The 20293-nt window shown below is 61.7% G+C and carries 20 protein-coding genes and 3 pseudogenes; 11 read left to right on the top strand and 12 right to left on the bottom strand.

All coding sequences use genetic code 11. The features are described from left to right. On the top strand, positions 1-120 hold a 120-nt coding region (locus tag JMF86_RS35125), incomplete at its 5' end, for an integrase core domain-containing protein (protein ID WP_231691705.1). A gap of 279 nt (positions 121-399) precedes the next feature. Here the strand turns inward: JMF86_RS35125 and JMF86_RS26030 are convergent. Further along, positions 400-1412 (bottom strand): annotated as a pseudogene (locus JMF86_RS26030) (IS3-like element ISBcen22 family transposase); the annotation flags it as partial. Positions 1413-1466: 54 nt separating this feature from the next. Between JMF86_RS26030 and JMF86_RS26035 the strand changes: the two are divergent. The 4 genes and pseudogenes from JMF86_RS26035 to JMF86_RS35435 all read left to right on the top strand — a co-directional run. Further along, positions 1467-1709 (top strand): annotated as a pseudogene (locus tag JMF86_RS26035) (IS256 family transposase); the annotation flags it as partial. A gap of 332 nt (positions 1710-2041) precedes the next feature. Further along, on the top strand, positions 2042-2311 hold the full coding sequence (locus JMF86_RS26040; protein WP_011548486.1) for a DUF1778 domain-containing protein: 270 nt from the start codon (positions 2042-2044) through the stop codon (positions 2309-2311). Further along, positions 2308-2796 (top strand): GNAT family N-acetyltransferase, encoded by a 489-nt coding sequence (locus JMF86_RS26045; protein WP_011548487.1) that lies wholly within the window; start codon positions 2308-2310, stop codon positions 2794-2796. Before JMF86_RS26040 ends, JMF86_RS26045 begins: the two co-directional genes overlap by 4 nt. 81 nt (positions 2797-2877) lie before the next feature. Continuing rightward, complete coding sequence (locus JMF86_RS35435) at positions 2878-3105, top strand: DUF1016 N-terminal domain-containing protein (protein ID WP_011548488.1); 228 nt, start codon at positions 2878-2880, stop codon at positions 3103-3105. A gap of 265 nt (positions 3106-3370) precedes the next feature. Here JMF86_RS35435 and JMF86_RS26055 read toward each other — a convergent pair. The 8 genes and pseudogenes from JMF86_RS26055 to JMF86_RS26080 all read right to left on the bottom strand — a co-directional run bounded on the left by JMF86_RS26055 (position 3371) and on the right by JMF86_RS26080 (position 11166). Further along, positions 3371-4470, bottom strand: a protein-coding gene (locus JMF86_RS26055) for an IS3-like element ISBcen23 family transposase (protein ID WP_085962301.1) whose coding sequence is annotated in 2 segments (ribosomal slippage) — positions 3371-4218 and positions 4218-4470 — 1101 coding nt in all. Because the reading frame shifts where the segments join, the coding sequence is not laid out codon by codon here. A gap of 300 nt (positions 4471-4770) precedes the next feature. After that, complete coding sequence (locus tag JMF86_RS26060) at positions 4771-4992, bottom strand: hypothetical protein (protein ID WP_011548505.1); 222 nt, start codon at positions 4990-4992, stop codon at positions 4771-4773. Beyond that, entirely contained in the window at positions 4989-5777 is a 789-nt protein-coding gene (gene istB / locus JMF86_RS26065; protein ID WP_011694462.1) for an IS21-like element helper ATPase IstB, read from the bottom strand. Before istB ends, JMF86_RS26060 begins: the two co-directional genes overlap by 4 nt. After that, positions 5752-6843: a DDE-type integrase/transposase/recombinase gene (locus JMF86_RS26070; protein ID WP_011694461.1), complete on the bottom strand. Its 1092-nt coding sequence runs from the start codon at positions 6841-6843 to the stop codon at positions 5752-5754. Before JMF86_RS26070 ends, istB begins: the two co-directional genes overlap by 26 nt. After that, positions 6843-7238, bottom strand: a complete 396-nt coding sequence (locus JMF86_RS35135; protein WP_011694460.1) for a transposase — start codon at positions 7236-7238, stop codon at positions 6843-6845. Before JMF86_RS35135 ends, JMF86_RS26070 begins: the two co-directional genes overlap by 1 nt. 1236 nt (positions 7239-8474) lie before the next feature. Next, a pseudogene (locus tag JMF86_RS35140) lies at positions 8475-8612 on the bottom strand (IS66 family insertion sequence element accessory protein TnpB); the annotation flags it as partial. 143 nt (positions 8613-8755) lie between these two features. Further along, complete coding sequence (locus JMF86_RS26075) at positions 8756-10132, bottom strand: glycoside hydrolase family 28 protein (protein ID WP_011548508.1); 1377 nt, start codon at positions 10130-10132, stop codon at positions 8756-8758. Between the two features lie 626 nt (positions 10133-10758). Then, on the bottom strand, positions 10759-11166 hold the full coding sequence (locus JMF86_RS26080) for a hypothetical protein (protein ID WP_226113972.1): 408 nt from the start codon (positions 11164-11166) through the stop codon (positions 10759-10761). Between JMF86_RS26080 and JMF86_RS26085 the strand changes: the two genes are divergently transcribed. The 4 genes from JMF86_RS26085 to JMF86_RS26100 all read left to right on the top strand — a co-directional run bounded on the left by JMF86_RS26085 (position 11156) and on the right by JMF86_RS26100 (position 15857). Beyond that, on the top strand, positions 11156-12109 hold the full coding sequence (locus JMF86_RS26085) for a helix-turn-helix domain-containing protein (protein ID WP_226113973.1): 954 nt from the start codon (positions 11156-11158) through the stop codon (positions 12107-12109). The two genes, JMF86_RS26080 and JMF86_RS26085, sit on opposite strands and share 11 nt — an antisense overlap. Before the next feature lie 78 nt (positions 12110-12187). Then, the gene (locus JMF86_RS26090; protein ID WP_011548511.1) at positions 12188-13126 is read left to right on the top strand and encodes a transporter; all 939 of its coding nucleotides are present in this window, start codon (positions 12188-12190) and stop codon (positions 13124-13126) included. A gap of 22 nt (positions 13127-13148) precedes the next feature. Continuing rightward, a complete protein-coding gene (locus tag JMF86_RS26095; RefSeq protein WP_011548512.1) occupies positions 13149-14378 on the top strand; it encodes an MFS transporter in 1230 nt (409 codons plus the stop codon). 36 nt (positions 14379-14414) lie between these two features. After that, positions 14415-15857 (top strand): amidase, encoded by a 1443-nt coding sequence (locus JMF86_RS26100; RefSeq protein ID WP_011548513.1) that lies wholly within the window; start codon positions 14415-14417, stop codon positions 15855-15857. Between the two features lie 503 nt (positions 15858-16360). Here JMF86_RS26100 and JMF86_RS26105 read toward each other — a convergent pair. The 3 genes from JMF86_RS26105 to JMF86_RS26115 all read right to left on the bottom strand — a co-directional run bounded on the left by JMF86_RS26105 (position 16361) and on the right by JMF86_RS26115 (position 18855). Continuing rightward, positions 16361-17233 (bottom strand): fumarylacetoacetate hydrolase family protein, encoded by an 873-nt coding sequence (locus tag JMF86_RS26105; RefSeq protein ID WP_011548514.1) that lies wholly within the window; start codon positions 17231-17233, stop codon positions 16361-16363. Between the two features lie 144 nt (positions 17234-17377). Next, positions 17378-18148, bottom strand: a complete 771-nt coding sequence (locus JMF86_RS26110) for an SDR family NAD(P)-dependent oxidoreductase (protein ID WP_011548515.1) — start codon at positions 18146-18148, stop codon at positions 17378-17380. 152 nt (positions 18149-18300) lie between these two features. Continuing rightward, a complete protein-coding gene (locus tag JMF86_RS26115) occupies positions 18301-18855 on the bottom strand; it encodes an OsmC family protein (RefSeq protein WP_011548516.1) in 555 nt (184 codons plus the stop codon). A 358-nt stretch (positions 18856-19213) separates the two neighbouring features. Here JMF86_RS26115 and JMF86_RS26120 point away from each other — a divergent pair, with 358 nt between their 5' ends. Together JMF86_RS26120 and JMF86_RS26125 are read left to right on the top strand one after the other, a co-directional pair. After that, positions 19214-19777 (top strand): TetR/AcrR family transcriptional regulator, encoded by a 564-nt coding sequence (locus JMF86_RS26120; RefSeq protein ID WP_011548517.1) that lies wholly within the window; start codon positions 19214-19216, stop codon positions 19775-19777. Positions 19778-19903: 126 nt separating this feature from the next. Beyond that, positions 19904-20245, top strand: a complete 342-nt coding sequence (locus JMF86_RS26125) for a carboxymuconolactone decarboxylase family protein (protein ID WP_011548518.1) — start codon at positions 19904-19906, stop codon at positions 20243-20245. Positions 20246-20293: the final 48 nt, after the last annotated feature.

Genomic DNA, 20293 nt, shown 5'->3' on the forward strand with positions numbered 1-20293 from the left:
CCAACAGCGCTCTCGCGTCTGGCTATCGCGTTTGAACACTACAATGAGCGCCACCCGCACAAAGCCTTGAAATACCGCTCGCCTCGCGAGTTCAGGCGTAATGCGGTGTCATCAACCTAACGGTGTCCGCGTGTCCTGAGTTACAGGGGCAACTCCACAGGGCCCGCTGCCTAGGCTAACCAGCGGACTGTTAGGGTGGCGGCATCGGCGCAAATTGAAGCCCCAATGTCCAGCTGAAATCTACTTCCATATCGCCATGAACCGAATACTCGGTATGCCGGTGCGTTCAAGTGCGGAGATTTCGACCTAGGCATTACAAGCCTTGTCATACCTGGATTCAGATATCCACCTGAACCGCTTGGATTTCTTGGACAGTGCCGAGCGTTAGTGTTCGGTCTTTCATGAGCCTTCGGCCGTGGGCCGAAGGCTGTATTGCCGGGCGAATTCACCCGGTGTTAGCTCTTTGAGCGCCATGTGAGGTCGAGTCTCATTGTAGTCGCGGCGCCAAGCCTCGATCTCTCGTTTGGCTTCCGCCAACGATTCGAACCAGTGCAGGTTCAGACATTCGTCCCTGAACGAGCCGTTGAATGTCTCGATGAAGCTGTTGTCGGTGGGCTTGCCTGGCCGGCTGAAGTCGATCTGCACCTTGTAGTGGTAGGCCCACATGTCCAGCAGGCGACCCGAGAATTCGCTGCCGTTATCGGCGAACAGGAACCTCGGTGCGCGGCGCTGAGCCACCAAACGATTCAGCACTGACACGACGTCCTCGGCACGCAAGCGCTTGCCTACTTCAATGGCCAGCGCTTCACGGCTAAAGATGTCCGCGACCGTCAGGGCGCGCAAGCGGGTGCCGTCGGCTAACTGGTCCGCCACAAAGTCCAGACTCCAGACTTCATTGGGACGAACCGGCACGCAACGCTCGCGGCGCGACACCACCATCTTGCGGCGCTTGGGTAGCTTCGAACGCAGTTGAAGCTGCTCTTCGGCGTCGAGCCGATAGACCCGATTACGGCTCACACGCCAACCTTCACGCTTGAGCAGCACGTGCACGCGCCGGTAGCCATATCGAACGCGCGTCTGCGCAATCTCGCGCATGCGTTGACGCAGTGCCGTTTGCGGGTCCTTGACGCTGCGATAGTAGTGGGTACTGCGAGCTTGCTTGACCAGCCGGCACGCCCGCTGCGTCGGAAGACCGTAGTGATCCACGATGTAGCTCACTGCCTGTCTCTTCAGCGCGGGCGCGGCCACTTTTTTGTGGCGATATCCTGCAGGATGGCCTTGTCCAGACTCAGCTCCGCAACTAGCTTCTTGAGCCGCTCGTTCTCATCCTGGAGTTGCTTCAGTTCGCGGACCTGGTTCGACTCCAGACCCGCGTACTGCTTCTTCCATCGGTAATACGTCTGCTCCGATATCGGGCCTGTCAGGAATTTCGTGTTTAAGGCATAACATTCTCTCAAGGAGAGTGTATGCCTCGCAAACCGAAAGCCCAGCCGGTGGAACTGCCGGCGATTCCGGCCGAACTGCTTGAGCAGTTTGGCAACGGTCCAATGACAGCAGAAGCCATCAATGCCGCGACGCTGGCGCTCAAGAAGGCGCTGATCGAGCGAGCACTGAGCGGCGAGATGAATCATCATCTTGGCTACCCTGCCGGTGCGGCCAAGCCGGCCAACGCCACGAATCAGCGCAACGGGCGGGGCGCCAAGACGGTCCGGTGTTTCAGGGGGGCTGCTCCACCAGCCGCCACGCTGGCGCACCCATTCGACCCACGGCGAAGCGCTGGGCGGCCCGCCAAAGCCTTTCTGGTAGCGGATGACCGTCACATAGCGCAATGTAGTTCCGTCACTCCGGAATCCTCGCGGATCAAGGCTTCTGGCCCGTAATTTGACGACTTTATTTTGGTCTACAAGTGCGAAGAGACTTCGCGATGCGTCAAACACGTCGCCCAGCATTTTCAATTTGCGCGATAGTGACTCGGCAATTTTCCGTACACCTTGATCGCCCCGGCAATTTTCCGTACAATGGCGTGAGGAGGTGAGTGACCATGGCTACCACACGATTTGAGGCCCGCATCGAAACGGATGTGCACGCGGCGATCCGGCGCGCTGCCGAGATTCAGGGGCGCACGATGTCCGATTTCGTCGTCTCGGCCGCCCGGGAGGCGGCGCAACGCGCGATTGCCGACGCGGAAGTGATCCGCCTGTCGGTCGCGGAATCGGAACGGTTCGCGCACGCGATCCTGACGCCCGCCGAGCCGGTCGACGCGCTCAAGCGCGCGATCGATCTTCACGATCAACTGCTGCGTAACGCATGAGCGGTGCGCAGTTGGTAGTGGCCGCCCTTGAGGCGGCTCATGATCGATCTCGATTCGCATGCGGCACGCCCGCGCTTGATCGATATCTGCGCGAGGTGGTTACGCAGGACGTACGCCGCAGGGTGGCCGCCTGTTTCGTGATGCTCGACGGCAACGTTGTCGCGGGCTACTACACACTGTCTGCCGCCAGCGTCGCGCTCACGGATTTGCCGCACGCCATCGCGCGCAAGTTGCCCCGTTATCCTGCGATCCCGGTGGTGCGCATGGGGCGCCTGGCCGTCGATCAGGCATATCGCGGCAGGCGACTCGGCGCAGCGCTGCTGGTCAACGCGCTGCAACGTGCCGCAAAGTCCGAAATCGCTGCGGTGGCTCTGACGGTCGACGCAAAGGACGAAACGGCTGCGGCGTTCTACCGGCATTTCGGCTTCGCGCCGCTGACTAGCGACCCGCTGGCATTGTTCATGCCATTGGCAACGGTGAAGTAGCGGAAGCTATCCTGCGGGAAATGACGGAGTCGGTAATACTGGGCTACGGCGCGAGGCGTTTAAGGACGCGGTGAACGCACTGTGACGCAGCTCGATGTCGGGCAGGCCGCTTATGCCGGACTGCACCGTGAAATTGCCGATGTAGTTGCGTCGTCGCGCGAAGCGACGGCTCGCACGGTGAACGCCCTGATGACGGCGACATATTGGGAGATCGGGCGACGAATCGTTGAGTTCGAGCAGGGCGGGAAGGGGCGGCCCGCTTATGGCGACGCGGTGATCCGCCGTTTGGGCGCCGGGCTGTCAGAGTGATTCGGTCGTAGTTTCGGATGGCGCAATCTCGCGCAGATGCGAGCTTTTTACTCGACGTGGCCTGCAGACCGGATTGTGCAGAGACTGTCTGCACAATCCACGCCCACCCGGATTGACCCTGCCTCGTTTTCACGTTCAGCATGTCATGCAGCGTCGGGTTTCGTATTCGACGGGAGTGAGGTAGTCGATCGACGTGGGCATGCGCTGCCGATTGTAATGATCTGCTCTAGAAATCCTGTGACCTGCGGTGGGATCTTGTAGCCAGTTAAGCAGTGAGTCGCCTGTCGATATTCTCGGAATCCAGCCAGGCTCGACGGACCGTGGCAGGAGGTTGGTAACGATGAGCGCTATGCGGCCGACGCTCGTTGTAGAACTGTCGCCAGCGCTCGATGAGCACCTTGGCCTCGGCGCGGCTGCGGAACCATTCCCGATTCAGCAGCTCGTCGCGCAGCTTGCCGTTGAAGCTTTCGACGAAGCCGTTTTGCCACGGGTTACCGGGCGTAATGAAGGCTGGCCCGATTGCCGCGTCACGCAGCCAGCGCATAACCTTGGCCGCCGTAAATTCCGCGCCGTTGTCGGACCGAATGAACGCCGGCTTGCCGTATAGGCGCATCAATCGCGACAGGACCAGGATCACGTCTTGCGAACGCAAGCTGGCCCCGACCTCGATTGCTAGGCATTCGCGGGTGTATTCGTCGATCACGCACAGCATCTTCAAGACTCGACCGTCGACCAACTGGTCGTGGACGAAGTCGTAGCTCCAGACCGAATTGGGTTTCGTCGCACCCGGCAGGCGAATATCGCTGCCGCAACGCCGTCGACGCGGCCGGCGCTTCGGGATGTTCAGCTTCAGCGCACGCCACATCCGGCGCACACGCGATTCGCCCAACGACAGCCAAGCCGAGATCCGACGATAACCGAAGCGTGGCACCTCTTGGGAAGCCGCGATCAACCGCTCGCCCAAGCTCCGGTCTTTCTCCGGTTGCTTGAGCGTGTAGATCGCCACCCGGCGGCTCAGCCCCAGGTAACGACATGCCTTGCGTTGCGATAATCCCCGCCGAGTCAGGACTTCCAGCGCTTCGCGCCGGCCCGTCGGGGAATTCATTTTTTTCGGCTGAACTCCTTCAAGCCGTCGATCACCAGCAATTGCTCGGCCACCAGCCGCTTGAGCTTCTCGTTCTCCGATTCCAGTTCCTTGAGCCGACGTGCTTCGGCCACGTCCATGCCACCGAACTTGGTGCGCCACCGGTAGAACGTCTGCTCCGAGATGTTGTGCCGCTTGCACAGATCCTTGACCGGTACCTCCTGGCTCTCGGCTTCCCGCAGGATGCGGATGATCTGTTCGTCGGTATGTCGCTTCTTCATCGAGTTCTCCTTGCCTCTAGGATAAGAGAACTCACTTGCCGTTTGGCTACACGATCCGTCTCAGGTCACCTGTGACCTGCGGCGGAATTTTGTAGCCAGTCAGACAGTGAGTCTCGTGTCGATATTGTTGGAATCCAGCCTGGCTCGACGGACCGTGGCGGGAGGTTGATAGCGATGCGCGCTATGGGGCTGTTGATGGCGGTGTAAAACCGCGCTTAAATGGCGGTGCAATGCTGAGTGATTCGCTCAAGTACGAAGGGGCCCTCGGGCCCCTTTGACGTGATGCGGCGGTGGCGCTGTTCAGAACGGCGGGTCGAGCTTTCGCGTTCGGATACCCGGTCGTGACGTGCGCTGCTCACGCAGCTGTTCGTGGAGTTGGGCGCCGTAGAAGTCGGTGATCACGGCGAGCAGATCCTCGAGCAGTTCATACGCAGCCAGCGCCTGTTCGGGCGTCCAGTCGTCGGGCACGACGAACGGCAGGCCACGCCGGCGCCCGGAGGGCAGCAACGGTGCGCGGCTCATGACGTCGGCCCCTTCTTTGCGGCAGGTTTGCGCGTCTTGCGCTGCCGGGCCCGCGCTTCGTTGCGCTCGCGGGCCTCTTTGAGCCGATACGATTCGCCTTCGATCGAGATCACCTCGGCGCGATGCACGAGACGGTCGACCAGCGACACTACGCAGGCGGCGTTCGGGAACACCTCCGACCATTCCGCGAACGGCTTGTTGGTCGTCACGATGGTCGATCGGGCCTCATATCGACGGCTGACGAGTTCGAACAGCAAGTCGGCGTGGCGGTTCGAGTACGAGAGATAGCCGACCTCGTCGATCACGAGGATGTCCGGCGTGGCATAGTGATGCAAGCGGCGGCGCAGCGCCGAATCGCTGTCCAGTGCCGCGAGTTCGCCGAGCATCTCGCTAGCCGACTTGAACAGCACCGTGCGGCCCTGGATCAGCGCATGGTGCGCGACGTTCTGCGCCAGCGTCGATTTGCCCACGCCGTTCGGGCCGATGAACACGATGTTGGTCGCGTCGTCGAGGAACGAGAGCGACATCAGGTCCTCGACCGCCGCGCGGTCGATCCGCTTGGGCCAGTCCCAGTCGAAGTCGGTCAGCGTCTTGAACTTGCTCAGCTTCGCGGCGCGAATGCGCCGTTGCAGTGATCGATGGGCCCGTTCGTCTTCCTCCCACTGCAGCAACGGCGCAAGCCAGGTGGAGCCGTCGACTTCGGACCAATGCTCGACGAGGCCGTTCAGGCGTAACGCCCTGGCGCGCGAACGCAGCATCTCATTGTTGTTCGGGGTCGACGTCATCCTTTTTCTCCGCAGTCAGTTGATCGTAGGTATCGAGCCGGTGCGGCTGGACGGGCGCATCCTTGCGCCGTACGTGCTCCGGCAGATTCATGGCAACGGGAGGCGGTGCGCCGCGCGCGGCGCGGCGGCGCTCCAGCGCGGCCCGTACGGTATTGGTATGCGCCGATCCCGCACGCAACGCGTCTTCGACGGCGGCCTGCAATTCGGCAGCGCCGTAGCGGTCGAGCAGGCGTAGCAGCGAGCTCGTCAGCCCGCCGACGCTTGCGCCACGTTCGGCCGCACGGATCAGCAGGAGCTCGCAGGCCGGTACCGCTCGGGTCAGGCTGTTGACGCCGCGGTGCTGCCGGGCTTCGCGTTTGAACTGCTCGAGCGTTTTAAGGTGCTGTGGGTCTTCGATCTGTTCGGCCCGGTCGTAGCAACGTCGATGGCTGGCGATCATCTCGGCACCGTCGAACACCCGCACCTGGTTGAGGTCGGCCCGGACGGTCAACGTGCGACGCACGTGGGTATGCGGGATCGTGTAATCGTTCAGGTCGAAGCGCACGTACGGCGTCTTGCCCACCTTCACGGCCAGTTGCTCTTCGACGGGGTATGGATTGTCGGGCAACGTCAACAACAACGGCTGCTCGCGAGCGAACGCTTCGCGCACGGTCATCGTGCGATCCTCAGGGCATGGCCGGTCGGCCGCCTGGGTACGGCACCATTGCTCGGCTTGCGCGTTCAGATCATCGAGATCGGTGTACTTGCGCGCGGCGAAGAAGGCTTCTCGAACATGGCGGATCGCGCGTTCCACGCGTCCCTTCTCGTTGCCGCGCGCAACGGCGACAGGCCGAGGCTCGAAGCGGTAGTGGCCGGCGAACGCGAGCAGCGTCGGATGGAAGCGGATCGCATCACCAACGCGCTCGAGCACGGCCGATTTCAGGTTGTCGTACAGCAGGACTCTTGGTAGTCCACACCATGTGTTAAACGCGCCGATGTGGCCGCGCAGGAAGTTCTCCATTCGCGCATCAAGGAAGAAGCGCAGGTAGATATCGCGCGAGTATGAGAGCACCATCACGAACGCCATCAGTGGCCGAAGTGCCCCCAATCGACCTGGGCCTGCTCGCCGGGGAGCGTGCGCAGACGCAGGAAGGCCTCCGCAGGTTTCCGGGGGCGGTGCAGTGAGATCAGATGCCGGAAGTGGTCCGGCGCCCCTTTGTAGCCGCGCTCGCGAACCATCACATAGAGGCGGCTGGCCGTCAGCGTTGGGTATTTCGTCAGTGTCTGCCGGATGAACGGCAGGTACGGTTCGATCATCGAGGGTTTCGGCTGCGGCCCAATCCGGGGCAGCCCGGCATGGGCAATCACGCGCTGCGCCGTCTCACGATGCACGCGCAACTGCTTGGCAATGGTGCCGCACGGCCATTTCTCGGCGTAATACAGGCGCAGGATCTGCGCTTCGAGTTCAACCGGAATCGTCATCGGGGTCTCCGCGATCAGGGCACCGCCCGAAGGAGGCCCCTTCGGAGCGAACACGACGGGGACCGCGACGGCGCACGAAGCCGGTTCGCACCAGTGGCAGCAACAAGCCGCCGCAGCAATGGCAACGCAACGGCTGCGCCGCCGCCGGATGGGCGGCGGCGTTGGCGAGTGCAATGGCGGCGTCACGGTCCGGTTGCAGTACACCATCGGCGGGCACGTCAGGTGAACCCTGATGCGTCACTTTATTGCGCCGAGCCCGATAGCGCTTGGCTCGAGCCGCGTGAGCAACGCGCCCACGGCGCGTGCGCTGATAGCGTCGTCCAGCCTCGCGCACACGGTCACGGCGTACGTCGGCGGCGCAATTCCGGCAATATCGATTGCCGCGATCGCACCGGCGGCAGATGAAGACCTGCGCCCGGCAACGGGCGCACAGGTACAGGCGGCCCGTGGGCGGCTGCATTGGCGGTTCCTCGAGAACGCCAAAGACGAGGAGTCGACTGAGGTCGACGGGCCGCGCGAGCAATGCGATACTGATCGCTCACACGGCTCTCCGGCCGGCCGACGGGCCTGCCATCTGGATCCTATGTGGAGGTGCGGCACCGTACTGGACTTGGCGGTTGAGGCCGGTGCCGCGCCTGTTGTTCTTCTTCGGCAAACGCCTTTCTACCATGCGCATCGCCCAATGCGACGCGGGGCGCGTCTCCAGTCACCCTACGGGCTCCTTACGTCGCGCCCCGCATCAACATCCCGCTTCCGACAGGTTGGTCGCGTCCAAAACGCCGACTTTTACATTTGTGTCATGCCGCCGCGACGTGACGCCGCCGGAAAAGCGCGGATTTTGACCGCCATCGACAGCGCTCTATGCGAAGCGGATCCTGCCGAGTACCGCGTCCGACAACGCCGTCCTGTCAACCAGTCAACGAGCCTAACAAGAAGGCCTTTCGGGCCTGCTTGCACAGCCGGCGACGGTGGGGTTTCGAGCCGACCAGACCTTCTGACAACGACCAACGATCTTCAAGCGAGGGGTAGACAGTATCATATTGATTTGTATAGATATTTATTGAGGGTCGCATGGCAAAGCCTTACTGGGCTTAAAGGCGGCTAACCGGAAAAATGCATGGAAATCAAGAGCACCCCAAGAAGCCTTCGCACGCCGCGTTATGGGGCGAGCAGCCCTTGCACGACATTGAACGGATCAGATTGGCCTCCCGTATCCGGGTAAGCCAGCCTGGCCAACGATAGTGACGCGCCGGGTTGCAAGCATGCTTCGACCAGGCGGCGTTTCCCATCTGGATCGAACGACCGTTTGCCGTGCGGCGAAACGTGCATCACCTTCAGGGGCAGGTAAACGAGGTCAATCGTGTCAGCTGTCATCGTGGTTGCGTCCGCAAGTGTGAGTTGCGGACGCAATCGTGGATCGATTCAGCAGTGCCGGCTAGGTGCGGAGGATTTCGCGCTTACGCATCAGGCGTTTTGATCCTAATTTGGCCCCTACCGAAGACGTGTCCCCATGTCGCTCAAATCTGCGCAGGGATCGTGATGCTGCTCGGGCAGGACAGCGTCGCGCCGGTATCCGGAATCCCCACTACTTGTCCGTTCGAACCGGTCGAGGTCGTCGCGCTGCTGTGGCTGCCCAGTTGCAATTCGCCGTCGGTCACGGAGAAGGCCTTACCGCCACTGATCTGGCTATTGGTGATGCTGATTCCCGTGTCGCCCGATTTTGGCACGCCCATCAGGCTGTTCGAGAGCCCGATTATGGCGCCTTGCTGCTTGGTGGCGGTGGCGATCACATTGTCGATGGTGACGTTGGCGATGATCGGCAGGGCGCCGCCGGTGCCCGAGGCGTAGGCGTAGGTGAACAGGAAGGGCTGCTGGACGTTGCGCATGCAGGTGTTCCGGTAGGTCACGCCGGTGGTGGCACCGCTGTCCTTGGCGGTCTGGTCGGTCTTGATCCGGTAGCCGTAGTCGGTGCCGCTGAACTGCATCGTGTCGACCGTCACCTGCGAGACGCCGGGCTTGGCGAGCGTGGTGCCGGCCGCCTCCTGGCCGCCGATCGAGATGCCATGACCACCGCCCACCACGCAATGGCTGACGTTGACGCTCGAGGTGGCCGCCCCGCCCGCGTTTGACTTGATGGCGATATCGTCGTCGCCGGTGTCGAGCAGACAGTTCTTGATGGTCGCCGTCTGGGTGCCGATGATGTCGATCGCGTCGGTGTTCGGCGCGAGATCGTCACCGCTGGCATTGCGGTTCGGATTCGCGTAGATCCACACGCCGTCGATCGTGACGTTCTTCGAGCCCGATTCAATCACCAGTTGCTCCTTCGGCGAGTTGCGGATGATCAGTGCGCTGCCGGTAGCATTGGACGAACTCGGGAAGGCCACGATCGACTGCGATTTGCCGGCATCGGTGAAGTTCGAGCCAATCTGCAGGTTTGAGCCGGTGATGGCGATCAGTTTGGGCCGGGCCGTATTGTTCTGCCCGACTGCGGCAGGCCAGTAGTCCTGTCCGTCGCCGTCGATCGCGCCGGTGCCGGTAATGGTCAGGTTGCTCAGATTGCTGCCGGTCAGCATCGCGCCGCTCGAGGGCTGCGCGGGCGAGCCCTTCAGCGTGAAGCCCTTCTCCAACTTCAGCACGATATTGTTGGCGAGATTCACGCTGGTGATGACCGCCGTCGAGATGCCGTTGTTGCTGGCCAGGTCGACCAGGCCCGGACTGCTGCTGGTGCCGCTGGCAGCGCACTGTTGGATGGCGTTCTGCAGATTCGTGGTGTTGGTGCTGGCCGAACTGCTCCACTGCGGCGTGCAGGTGGCCGCTTGCGCGGACGCTTGCACGGCGAGCGCGGCCAAGGTGGAGAGCCTTAGGACGAGGCGCGTGCTGCTTTTGCCTTTCATTGGTTTTCCTTGTATTTAAAATAAGAGAGCGAAATAGGTGCAGCCGGCAAGCAGTGGGGGGGGTAACCTATGAGTCGCAATTCGCCGCCGGACGAACCTCGGCCGGGACACAACACGTATCCCAGGATACTGCTCAGGGCCTCGGATTTTTCTCGAATCCCTGCGCACTAACACGGATCGGTGACCATAATGATCCTCAGTTGAGAACGTTGGCAAAGTGATGGCACTGACGGGAGTGCGAGCAGCAATCACAATGGCGCCGCTGTTTATGCGATAACCGGGCGTCAAACAAGTTGCATCTCCCGGCGGCCCCTCATGTACAAAGCAATTTATGAAATATGGCTTTCAAATTCACTTAATTATACGCGGCATAGTCATTGACGTGCATCCAGCAACTGCAGATTTTTGATCAAACAATAAATAAAAGATGCAATAGCTCTAGATCAAATATCGACTCTCCAGCGCGCCCTCATTCTCGCCGCACTAGCAAAATTCCGGAGTTCTTTTTGAAATTCATCGATCAAATTCTTACGCGAATATTAATATTCGTCGTTTTTGTAATTATTTTGAAAATTTAGGTCTCTCTTCTGTATGCACTAGTAATAACTGCATAGACATACGATCGGTTATGTCGTCAGCCCCAGACTCTCCCGGTACTCAATCTCACTGAGTGCGCCATGCGAGAACTTGACCGAACCAAGGTGATGCTGATCGCCGAGATGGGTTGGAAACCCGGGCGTGCAGCGTAACGGATCGGTCTGAGCGTTCGCCAAGTCAACCCGCTGATGCGGCGCTATCAGGAAGTCGATGACGGAGGCTGGCTCGTGAATTCGCCGCCGACGTCGTCGGCCGAAGGTCTGCCAGCCGCGAGCGCGTCGGGCACGTCCGGCCTCGGGGTAAAGACGCATTGTCAATGATTTATGGTGTGCGCACTGTCGGCACTGGTCTTCGTCCATCGCCCAACCTGCCATGCCGTACACCCCGTTGCCGCCCGCGACAACCGGCGACTCTTCGACGGACGGGATGCCGTTCATCCGGCGCTTCACCTGCAATGACGTCGACAGCCTCGCCGAATGCACGCACGGCTGGTCGATCCACCTCGATCAGCTCTCGCCTGGGCCTTTCCAGGGTACCGTCCATGCGATCCGCCTCGACGAGATGCAGCTCCTGAGGGAACGCGTGAATCGCTCGCTGCTGAAACGTGGCGACCAGTGCGCCGGTAGCACGTCGTTCAGCATCCCGCTGGAAACCTCAGGCACCGGATACTGCGGCGGCTCACCGCTGCGCGACAAAGCGCTGCTTGTCTCCAGCGGCACATCGCTGCCGGAGTTGCGCACCCCGGACCACCAGGACGTCGTATTGCTGACTGTCCCAACCGATACGCTTCGCAGGCTGGTATGGCTCGGCGATAACGATGGCGAAGCCGGCGGAACGCCGTCCAGCGAAACCAGCATCGCGCGCGTGCCGGTGGCCCGCTACGAAGCGTTGAAATCCTTGCTGGTAGCGGGTTTCAGCGCTGCAGACACGTCGGAGCAGCGCCTTGCGCGTCTGCAGACGCGCAAGGCGCTGCGCGACACTATTCTGATCGAACTCGTCGACGCGCTTGAAGCGGCCGGCCGGCCCGTTCGGCTCGATCCATCCGCGCGGCGTCGCATCGTCGACCGCGTGCGCGAGCTCGTGATCTCGCAGCCCGGCGTTCCACTGACCGTGCTCGACGTATGCCGTGCGGTGGGCGCGAGCCGGCGCAAGCTGCAGTACTGCTTCGAGGAAATCCTCGGCACGCATCCTGCGTGGTACTTGCGTGTGGTACGGCTCAACGCGGTGCGTCGCGAACTGCGCGAACATTCCCCGGCGAGCGCTTCGGTCAGCGACGTCGCGTGCCGCTGGGGCTTCTGGCACCTGAGCCGATTCGCGTCGCACTACCGGGAACTGTTCGGCGAACTGCCGTCCGATACGCTCAAACGCCCCCCACGATAATTACCAAAAGCGGATAACGCGCCGGATTTTGACGTTCCTAGACTCCGTACACATTTCAACTGTACGGGAAACGGCACGATGAAAGTCCTAAGACGCCCGCATGGCGTGCGGCACTGTCGCACACGCACCACCGTCGTCGCGATCGGCACATTGGCGGCAACGCTCGCATGTCAGAGCGCTGGCGCGCTTGAAAACGACGGCCCGATCACGCCGTTCGGCGTGTTCGATTTCGGCGCGGGGATGACGCCGCCACCCACGCCCAACGGCACGCTCGCCACACGCTTCGCGTACTACTCGACGCACACGATGCGCAACGGCGGCAATGCCGACTTCTCATTAACAGCCGCGTCGTGGAGCCTCGCATACATCAGAATGACAAACGCGAGGCTGTTCGGCGCGAACGTCGGCTTCGGCGCGATCGTGCCGTTCCTGAATCTGAACGGGCACGTGAACGTACCGACGCCCGCGGGAACGCTCGCAATGTCGGCCGATCCGACCAATATCGGCGATGCGGATTTCCAGCCGCTGATTCTCGCGTGGACTTTGCCTAATCTGTTCGTCAACGTCGCACTCCAAGTGCAGGCGCCAACGGGAGCCTATCGGTCCACTCGACTTTTCAATCCTGGCGTCAACCACTGGACCTTCTCGCCGATCATCGGCGCAACGTACATCACCGACAGCGGATTCGAAATCTCGACCAGCATCGAGGTCGATCAGAACACGACGAACCGTGCAACGAACTATCGAAGCGGCACCGGGTTCCGCCAGGAATTCGCGCTCGGACAGCACATCGGCCCGTTCACCGCCGGCCTCGGCGGCTACATCGAGCGGCAACTGAGCAACGACCACGGCCCGAATGTCGACGGCAACCGCGCGCACGTGAACGCGGTGGGCCCCGCGATCAGCTATGTCGAACAGGGAAAGCCGGCGGTATGGCTGCACGTTTACAAGGAATTCGGTGCGCAAAACCACGCGCAGGGGTACCAAATCGCGCTGCGTGCCGCGCTGTCGTTCTGATGTTCTGATTCGGGAGCAGTCGATGAATCCGCTTTCTTCCGCGCATACCGCGCCATATTCACGTGCCGCTAGGCAAGCCGGCGCCAGCCAGGGTGCTGTGCTGCTGCTCGGCAGCAGTCTCACCGTAATGGGCGCAGTCATGATCGCGCCGATCCTGCCGAAACTCGCGGCGGACTTCGTGCCAGCCAACCCGCGCCTCGCCGCACTCGTGCCGCTCGTCGCGACGGGCCCCGCCCTTGCGATCGCGCTGTGCGCGCCGCTCGCCGGCTGGCTTGCCGATCGCGTCGGACGCAAGATGCTGCTTTTGCTAGCAACGCTCGTGTACGGGCTGGTCGGCGCTGCGCCGGCATGGCTCGACAGTTTCACCGCGATCCTCGTCTGCCGGTTCGCGCTCGGCGCCGCGGAAGCGTGCGTGATGACGTGCTGCACGACGTTAATCGGCGACTACTGGCACGGTGAACAACGGGTGCGCTACGTGAACCGGCAGGTCGTCACGATCGGTGTCGTCGGCACGATTTTTTTCGTGCTCGGCGGCGCGGCCGGCGAGCACGCATGGCGCTATCCGTTCTATCTTTACCTGCTGCCGATCCTGCTCATACCTGCGATTGCCGCCCTGCTGTGGGAGCCGCTGCGTCATGGTCGGCCCGCCGAGCCGGGCGACGGCGGCACGCCGCTGTCCGGCGGCAAGCTCGCGTCGACGCTCGCCATTGGCTATCTGCTGATCTGCGTCGGAATGGTCAGTTCCTTCGTGGTCCCGGTGCAGATGCCGCAGCTGATGATCGACATCGGGCAGCACTCGTCGACGATGATCGGTGCGGTCTCGGGTATCGGTTTGCTATCGACGCTGGCCGGCTCCATCGCATGGCCATGGTTGCGCGACTCGCTCGGCCGGCGCTTCGTCAATGTCGCGCTCCTTGTGCTGCTTGCGGTGGGTCTGTATCTGCTTGCGAGCGCCAATACGGTGCCGGCCATCGTCGTGGCGGTCGTGATTCACGGCTTCGGCGGCGGCATGCTGGTCCCAAACGCAATCCTGCCGCTGATGCGCAGGCTATCGCTCGCGATTCGTGGCCGCGCCCTGGGCGGTTTCACAGCCGCGCTCTATTTGGGCCAGTTCCTCAGCCCGTTGGTCGTGCTCGGATGTGCACAGGCGTTCGGCGGACTGCGTCCCGCAATCGTCTCCATCGCGTCCGGTACAGCCGCCACGGCACTGCTGTGGTTGCTGCCGGCATTTCGTAGCCGCGGCGACGATTGATCCACTCCCATTTTCTTGTTCTCGAACGATAGACCTATGAAAGATTTCCAAACGCTCATCGCCACGCATGATGGCATCGCGCTCGCGGCGCTCGTTCGCGAGAAAGAAGTAACGCCGACGGAACTGCTGGACGCCGTCCTCGCCAGTCTCGACGCGATCAACCCCTCGCTGAATGCCGTCGCAGAGCGCCTCGACGAAACGGCCAGACTAGCCGCATCGACCATCACTGGCCACGAGAGCGTACTCGCCGGTGTCCCGACACTCATCAAGGACCTTTTCATGCCGGTGCGCGGCGCACGCATGGCGAACGGATCGTTCCTGTTCGGCGACTACCGGCCCGACTTCGACGGCGAACTCGTGGGGCGCCTACGGCGCGCGGGCATACCGATCGCTGGAACCTCGCTGTCGCCCGAACTGGGCACGTCGTTTTGCACCTCCTCAGCGCGTTTCGGCGTCACACGCAATCCGTGGAATCCGCATGTGAGCGCCGGCGGATCGAGCGGCGCCGCGGCAGCGCTTGTCGCCGCGCGCGTGCTGCCGTTCGCGCACGGCAACGACGGCGGTGGCTCGCTGAGGGTGCCCGCGTCCTGCTGCGGCGTGTTCGGATTGAAGCCGACACGCGGTCGAACGCCGAATGGCCCGATGATCGGCGAAGGATGGGCCGGCATGGCCATCAACCACGCGATCACGCGCTCGGTTCGCGACAGCGCCGCCCTGCTGGACCTGACCGCGGGCGCCGATACCGGCGCGCCCTATGCGGCGCCATGCCAACCGGAGACGTTTCTCGCGGCCACGCAGCGCGATCCGCGGCCGCTAAAAATCGCCGTGATAGAGCAAGCGCCACCGTGGCCGCTTCATCCGGCCTGCCGACCCGCACTCGCACATACCGTCGCGTTGCTGCGCTCGCTCGGACACCACGTCGAGCCGCTCGATAGTCCGGTCGATTCGGAGGCGTTCTATGACCGTGTATTCACGATCATCGGCGCACAAACGCGTGCGCTGGTCGACATGATAGGCAACCAGCGCGGACTTCCGGTACGCGACGGCGAAATCGAGGCCCGCACCCGTATCATCCTGCGGGAGAAAGGCAATGCAAGCGGCGCCGAATACGCGAGCGCCGTCGACTGGATCCATGCATTGGGCCGGACGTTCGGCCGGTTGATGGAGCGCTACGACGTGCTGCTAACGCCGACGCTCGCGATGCCGCCGCTTGCGCCGGCCGAACTTGCGACCGCGGACGACACGCAGTCGTTGAGCGAAGTCATCGATCGAGCGCATCGGTTTTCTCCGTTCACGGCATGGTTCAACGCGACCGGTCAGCCCGCGATGTCGGTGCCGCTTTACTGGGACGAGCAAGGCCTGCCGATCGGCAGCCATTTCGCGGGGGCGTTCGGCGCAGAGTCGCTGCTGTTCTCGCTCGCCGCGCAGCTTGAGCGCGCTGCACCGTGGGCGGATCGGGTTCCCCCGCTTTGCGTTTGACTGACGGTCCGGTGAACTTCCTGGCTGCAGGCGACTGAGCGCACGGGCGCGTTTGACCAGAGAGGAAGCAGACACCCCGAACGTCGTGTCGGGGTGTCCCGATATTCAATGTTGTACGCGCAGGCTTTCGCGTTTCCCGTTCTTGAACGTATAGAGTGTCATCGTCGCATTCTGGAGATCGCCCTTGGAATCAAATCGCGTTTTACCGATCAAGCTCTTGTAGTCGATCTTTCAGATACGGGAGGCACTTCGCCAGGCCGGACGAGCCAGCAGACTTCTTTGCGTCGACGGGTAATCATCCTTCGCCTGCGACTAAATCACCAGCATAACCGCATCGGACGTCCCACTTAAAATCTCAGAAGACTGTCCGAACGTGACAGGCACCTCTGTCTGTTGTCACGCTCACGATCACGGCACCCTACGCGCGCGTCCGCCTCTCCTCGCATGTAGAGAACCTGCCTGACAACGCCTGCGAGCCGGGCGCAGAGCACCATGCGCGTAAGTCAAGCGTCGCGCCGGACCGTCCCCACGTACGCGACCGGGTTGCGCAACACGCCGAGCCGCTCGATCTCGACTTCGCACACGTCTCCGGCTTTCATCCAGAGCTGCGGTTCGCGCGCCATCCCGATACCGGCAGGCGTGCCCGTGACGATCACATCGCCGGCCTGCAGCGTCATCACGTCACTCAGCAGCACGACCAGCGTCTCGACATCGAAAATCATGTCCGACGTCGATGCCTCCTGCACGACCGCACCGTTCAAGCGCGTCTGGATCTTCAGCCCCTTGCAGCCGCGCGGCAGTTCGTCGGCCGTGACGAACCACGGCCCGAATGCCCCCGTCCCGTCGAAGTTCTTACCCATCGTCCATTGCGGCGTGCGGAACTGGTAATCACGCAGCGTGGCGTCGTTGAAAATCGAATAGCCGGCAACATGATCGAGCGCCCGCTCGCGCGCGATGCTGCGTCCGCCCTTGCCGATCACCGCCACTAGTTCGCCCTCGTAGTCGAGTTGGGACGATTGCGCCGGCAGCGCGATCGGGTCGCCATGGCCGATCAGGCTCGACGCAAACCGCGCGAACACGGTCGGATAGGCCTGCTTCGCAAACCCGGTCTCGGTCGAGTGGTCGAGGTAGTTCAATCCGACACAGACGATCTTGCCGGACCGTCCGAACGGCGGCAGCAAGCGCACCGCCTCGAGATCGACCGGCGCGCCGCGCGCGAGAAGCGCGCCCACTTCGGCAAGATCAGCGCCGTGCGCCAGCAGCGCATCCAGATCGCCCGGATAGGCGGTGTCCTCGGCGGTCAGCCCGAACCATCGCCCGCCGTGCTCCACCGCGATGCCGCGGTGCCCATCCGTTTTATAGACTGCAAATCGCATCGCACACTCCTTGCTCGCCGTCCATGAAGTCGCCGACTACGCCTTCAATGTCCTGTTGGAGCACCGCTGGAGGCAGCGGTAGCCCCTCCTTCATCACGTTTCCGTCGCCCATGTACTGCTAGCGCGCGTACATCCAAACAGCCATCATTTGCGCACGGCCATCACCCCCGCATCCACATTCCAGATGGCACCGGTTACCCACGAGGTCTTGTCTGAAAGAAGGAAGACGATCGTGTTTGCAACGTCTTCGGGCGTACCGACGCGTCCGAGCGGATGAAACGACTCGAGCGCTTTCATCGCACCGGCAATGTCTTCCTTCGCCATAAAGCCTTCATAAATCGACGTCTGTACGATCGCCGGCGAGACAGCATTCACTCGGATACCCGCATCGGCGAGTTCAATCGCGAGATTGCGCGTGAGCGCGTGCAGACCTGCTTTTGCCATGGAATACGCCGATGCCGCGGAGTCGCCCAGCGCTGCCTGGGCTCCGATCGACCCGACGTTCACGATAGCGCCTTGGAGCTTCGCAGCGAGCATGTTCCTGACCACGTCCCGCGTAATGAAGAAAGTGGCACGATTGAGCGACAGGTACATGTCGTAATCAGATTCTTCGTGGTCGATGAAGGCCTTCGGAGCAAAGATGCCCGCAGAATTCACCAGAAGCGAGATATCTTTGTGATTCGCGTTGATCTCCGAGCGGATGGCGTTCATGCCTTCCTCGGTCATGAGGTTCGCCGCAATCACGGAGACCGGACCGAGCCCGCTCAGTTCGGCACGGACCGCTTCAGCTTTGTCTTTCCTGTTTCCCGTCAAGACGACGCTACCGCCGCTTTTCAGCACTTGTTTGGCCGTTGCGAGCCCGATACCGCTGGTGCCACCGACGACAAGAAGTTTCTTACCGGAAAAATCATTCATTTTGGCTTCCTTAATTTAAATGTCTGGATCAGTTCCGCATGCGCGGCCGCGCCAACGCGGACATTACTCGTCTTGCCGCGTCCATGAATCAGCTCGCCTCGCGGAGAACGCAGAACGCAGAACGCGGCCGGTATCGCAAGTACCTCCGCTGGTTAGCCTTCGCGGACTTCGAGAGTCGAGACCATGCGGATCGCCTTCGAGAAATTCGCGAGGTTGACCGAAGTTTTCGTCACGACCTGGTGCAACTCCTCGACACGCTCGCGCGAAGCGTCCGTGTGCAGGCGAACGACATAGCTCACTTCGTCGTATCCCGGGTTCACGCTCTCGTCGAGCCCGAGGAAACCGCGCAAGTCCAGCTCACCATCGGTCTCGATTTCCAGACTGTGGACAGTGATGCCCATCGCGGCGGCGTTGACCACGTATCCGACCGTCAAACAAGCGTTGAGCGCGGCCATGAGCAGCTCTTGCGGATTAGGCGCGCTATTCGTGCCCAAAAGCTGGGTGGGTTCGTCCGCTGCGATTTCGAAATGCCGCTGGTGAGTCACCCCGCCCAGCTCATAGTGGCTGACAGTCGCCACGGAACGCGTCTGGTGTTCCCATTTCGTCTTGACGTTGAAGCGCGCGTTTCGCTTCGTGGGGTCCGTGGCGACTTCTTGCGCGAATTGCTGCAAAGCCGGCACATCGATTCCGTTCGGGTGGGTAGTCATCTGCTGGTCCTCCTAGGAGCGCTCTCGCGCAGGGAAAAGTTCAAACACGCGGCAAGCCTACCATCTAGTTGGTAGCTTCACAAGGGCATTTCTCGTCCTTGTAGTCGTGACGCTCCTTCGAGATTGATCGGACGAATTTGCCGCTCTGCCCGCTCAATGAAAAAATGCACGAGGTCGGTTAGTGCAATTGGGGACACGTTCCTCCACCATCTGCTTGCGGGGCGTCCCTGCAAGGTTGGCCCGCTGCGAAGACGAGATGCGCCGTCATGCTTGACAAAAAACCAACTAGTAGGTAGACTCCGCTTGCAGTGATTCGCTGGGTTCGTTCAATTGAAGATGGCAGTGTGCCGGAGGATGCATGGCAGTAGGTACGCGCGACGCGTTGGTTCAAGCTGCAGAAGGCCTGATGCGCTCGAGGGGTTATGCCGCCTTCAGTTATGCGGATCTGGCCGAAACCGTTGGCATCCGGAAGGCAAGCATTCACCATCACTTCCCGACGAAGGAAGATCTGGGCGTTGCGATTGTGGAAGCCTATGTCGCGAGAGTGGTGGAAGCGTTCGAGCGAATCGACCGCGAGAATGAGGACTTCTGGGGCCGCTTGAACGGATTTTTCGATACCTTTCGCGCCAGCAGTGATGGAAGCCTGCTCCCGCTCTGCGGTGCGCTTGCCGCCGAGATGGCTGCTTTGCCGCCCGAACTGCAGAAGCTCACGCACCGGTTTTTCGAGCTGCAACTGCGCTGGCTGACCAGGGTCATCGACAAGGGCATCAGCGACGGCGAGATCGCCGCCGGTGTGGGGAGCTGCCAGAAGGCGTATCAGGTATTGAGCGTTCTAGAGGGAGCCAGCTTTGTCGAGTGGGCCATGAAGAACGGCGAAACGCTCGACCGCGGCATCATTCGACTCATCGTCTCCGCAGCATAAAAAGGGGATCGCTTCCCCAAACGATTCATCGTTGCACCCAGCGCCAGAGCCGTTTTCCGCGTGAACATGGCTCTTTTATTTGAGTATTTACCCTACCAACTAGTTGGTTGTTATTTGGAGAAAACCATGGAAAACTGGACTGAAACAATCGGCGCCGTCACCCGTCGCGTGCATGAACTCGCACGGTACACCCCGGACACGCTCAAAGGCGTTGGTTTGCTCGGTGCCGCCGGCGCCAAGACAAATCATCTCGACGCAAAGACGCGAGAGCTGATTGCGTTGGCAGTCGCTGTCACAACACGCTGCGACGGCTGCATCGCTTTTCACGCGGCAGAAGCCAACAAGCTCGGTGTGACGAAGGAAGAAGTCGCAGAAGCACTTGGTGTCGCCATCAATCTCAATGCCGGCGCCGCTGTGGTCTATAGCACTCATGTCCTCGACGCGCTGGACCATCTCGGTCGCGAGTAAATGTCCTACCCGGCGCTACCGCTGCGAGCGGAGCGCCACGAGGCAGCA

It is taken from the genome of Burkholderia sp. E168m15 (assembly GCF_016586105.1).
In the GTDB taxonomy this organism is placed as follows: domain Bacteria; phylum Pseudomonadota; class Gammaproteobacteria; order Burkholderiales; family Burkholderiaceae; genus Burkholderia; species Burkholderia orbicola.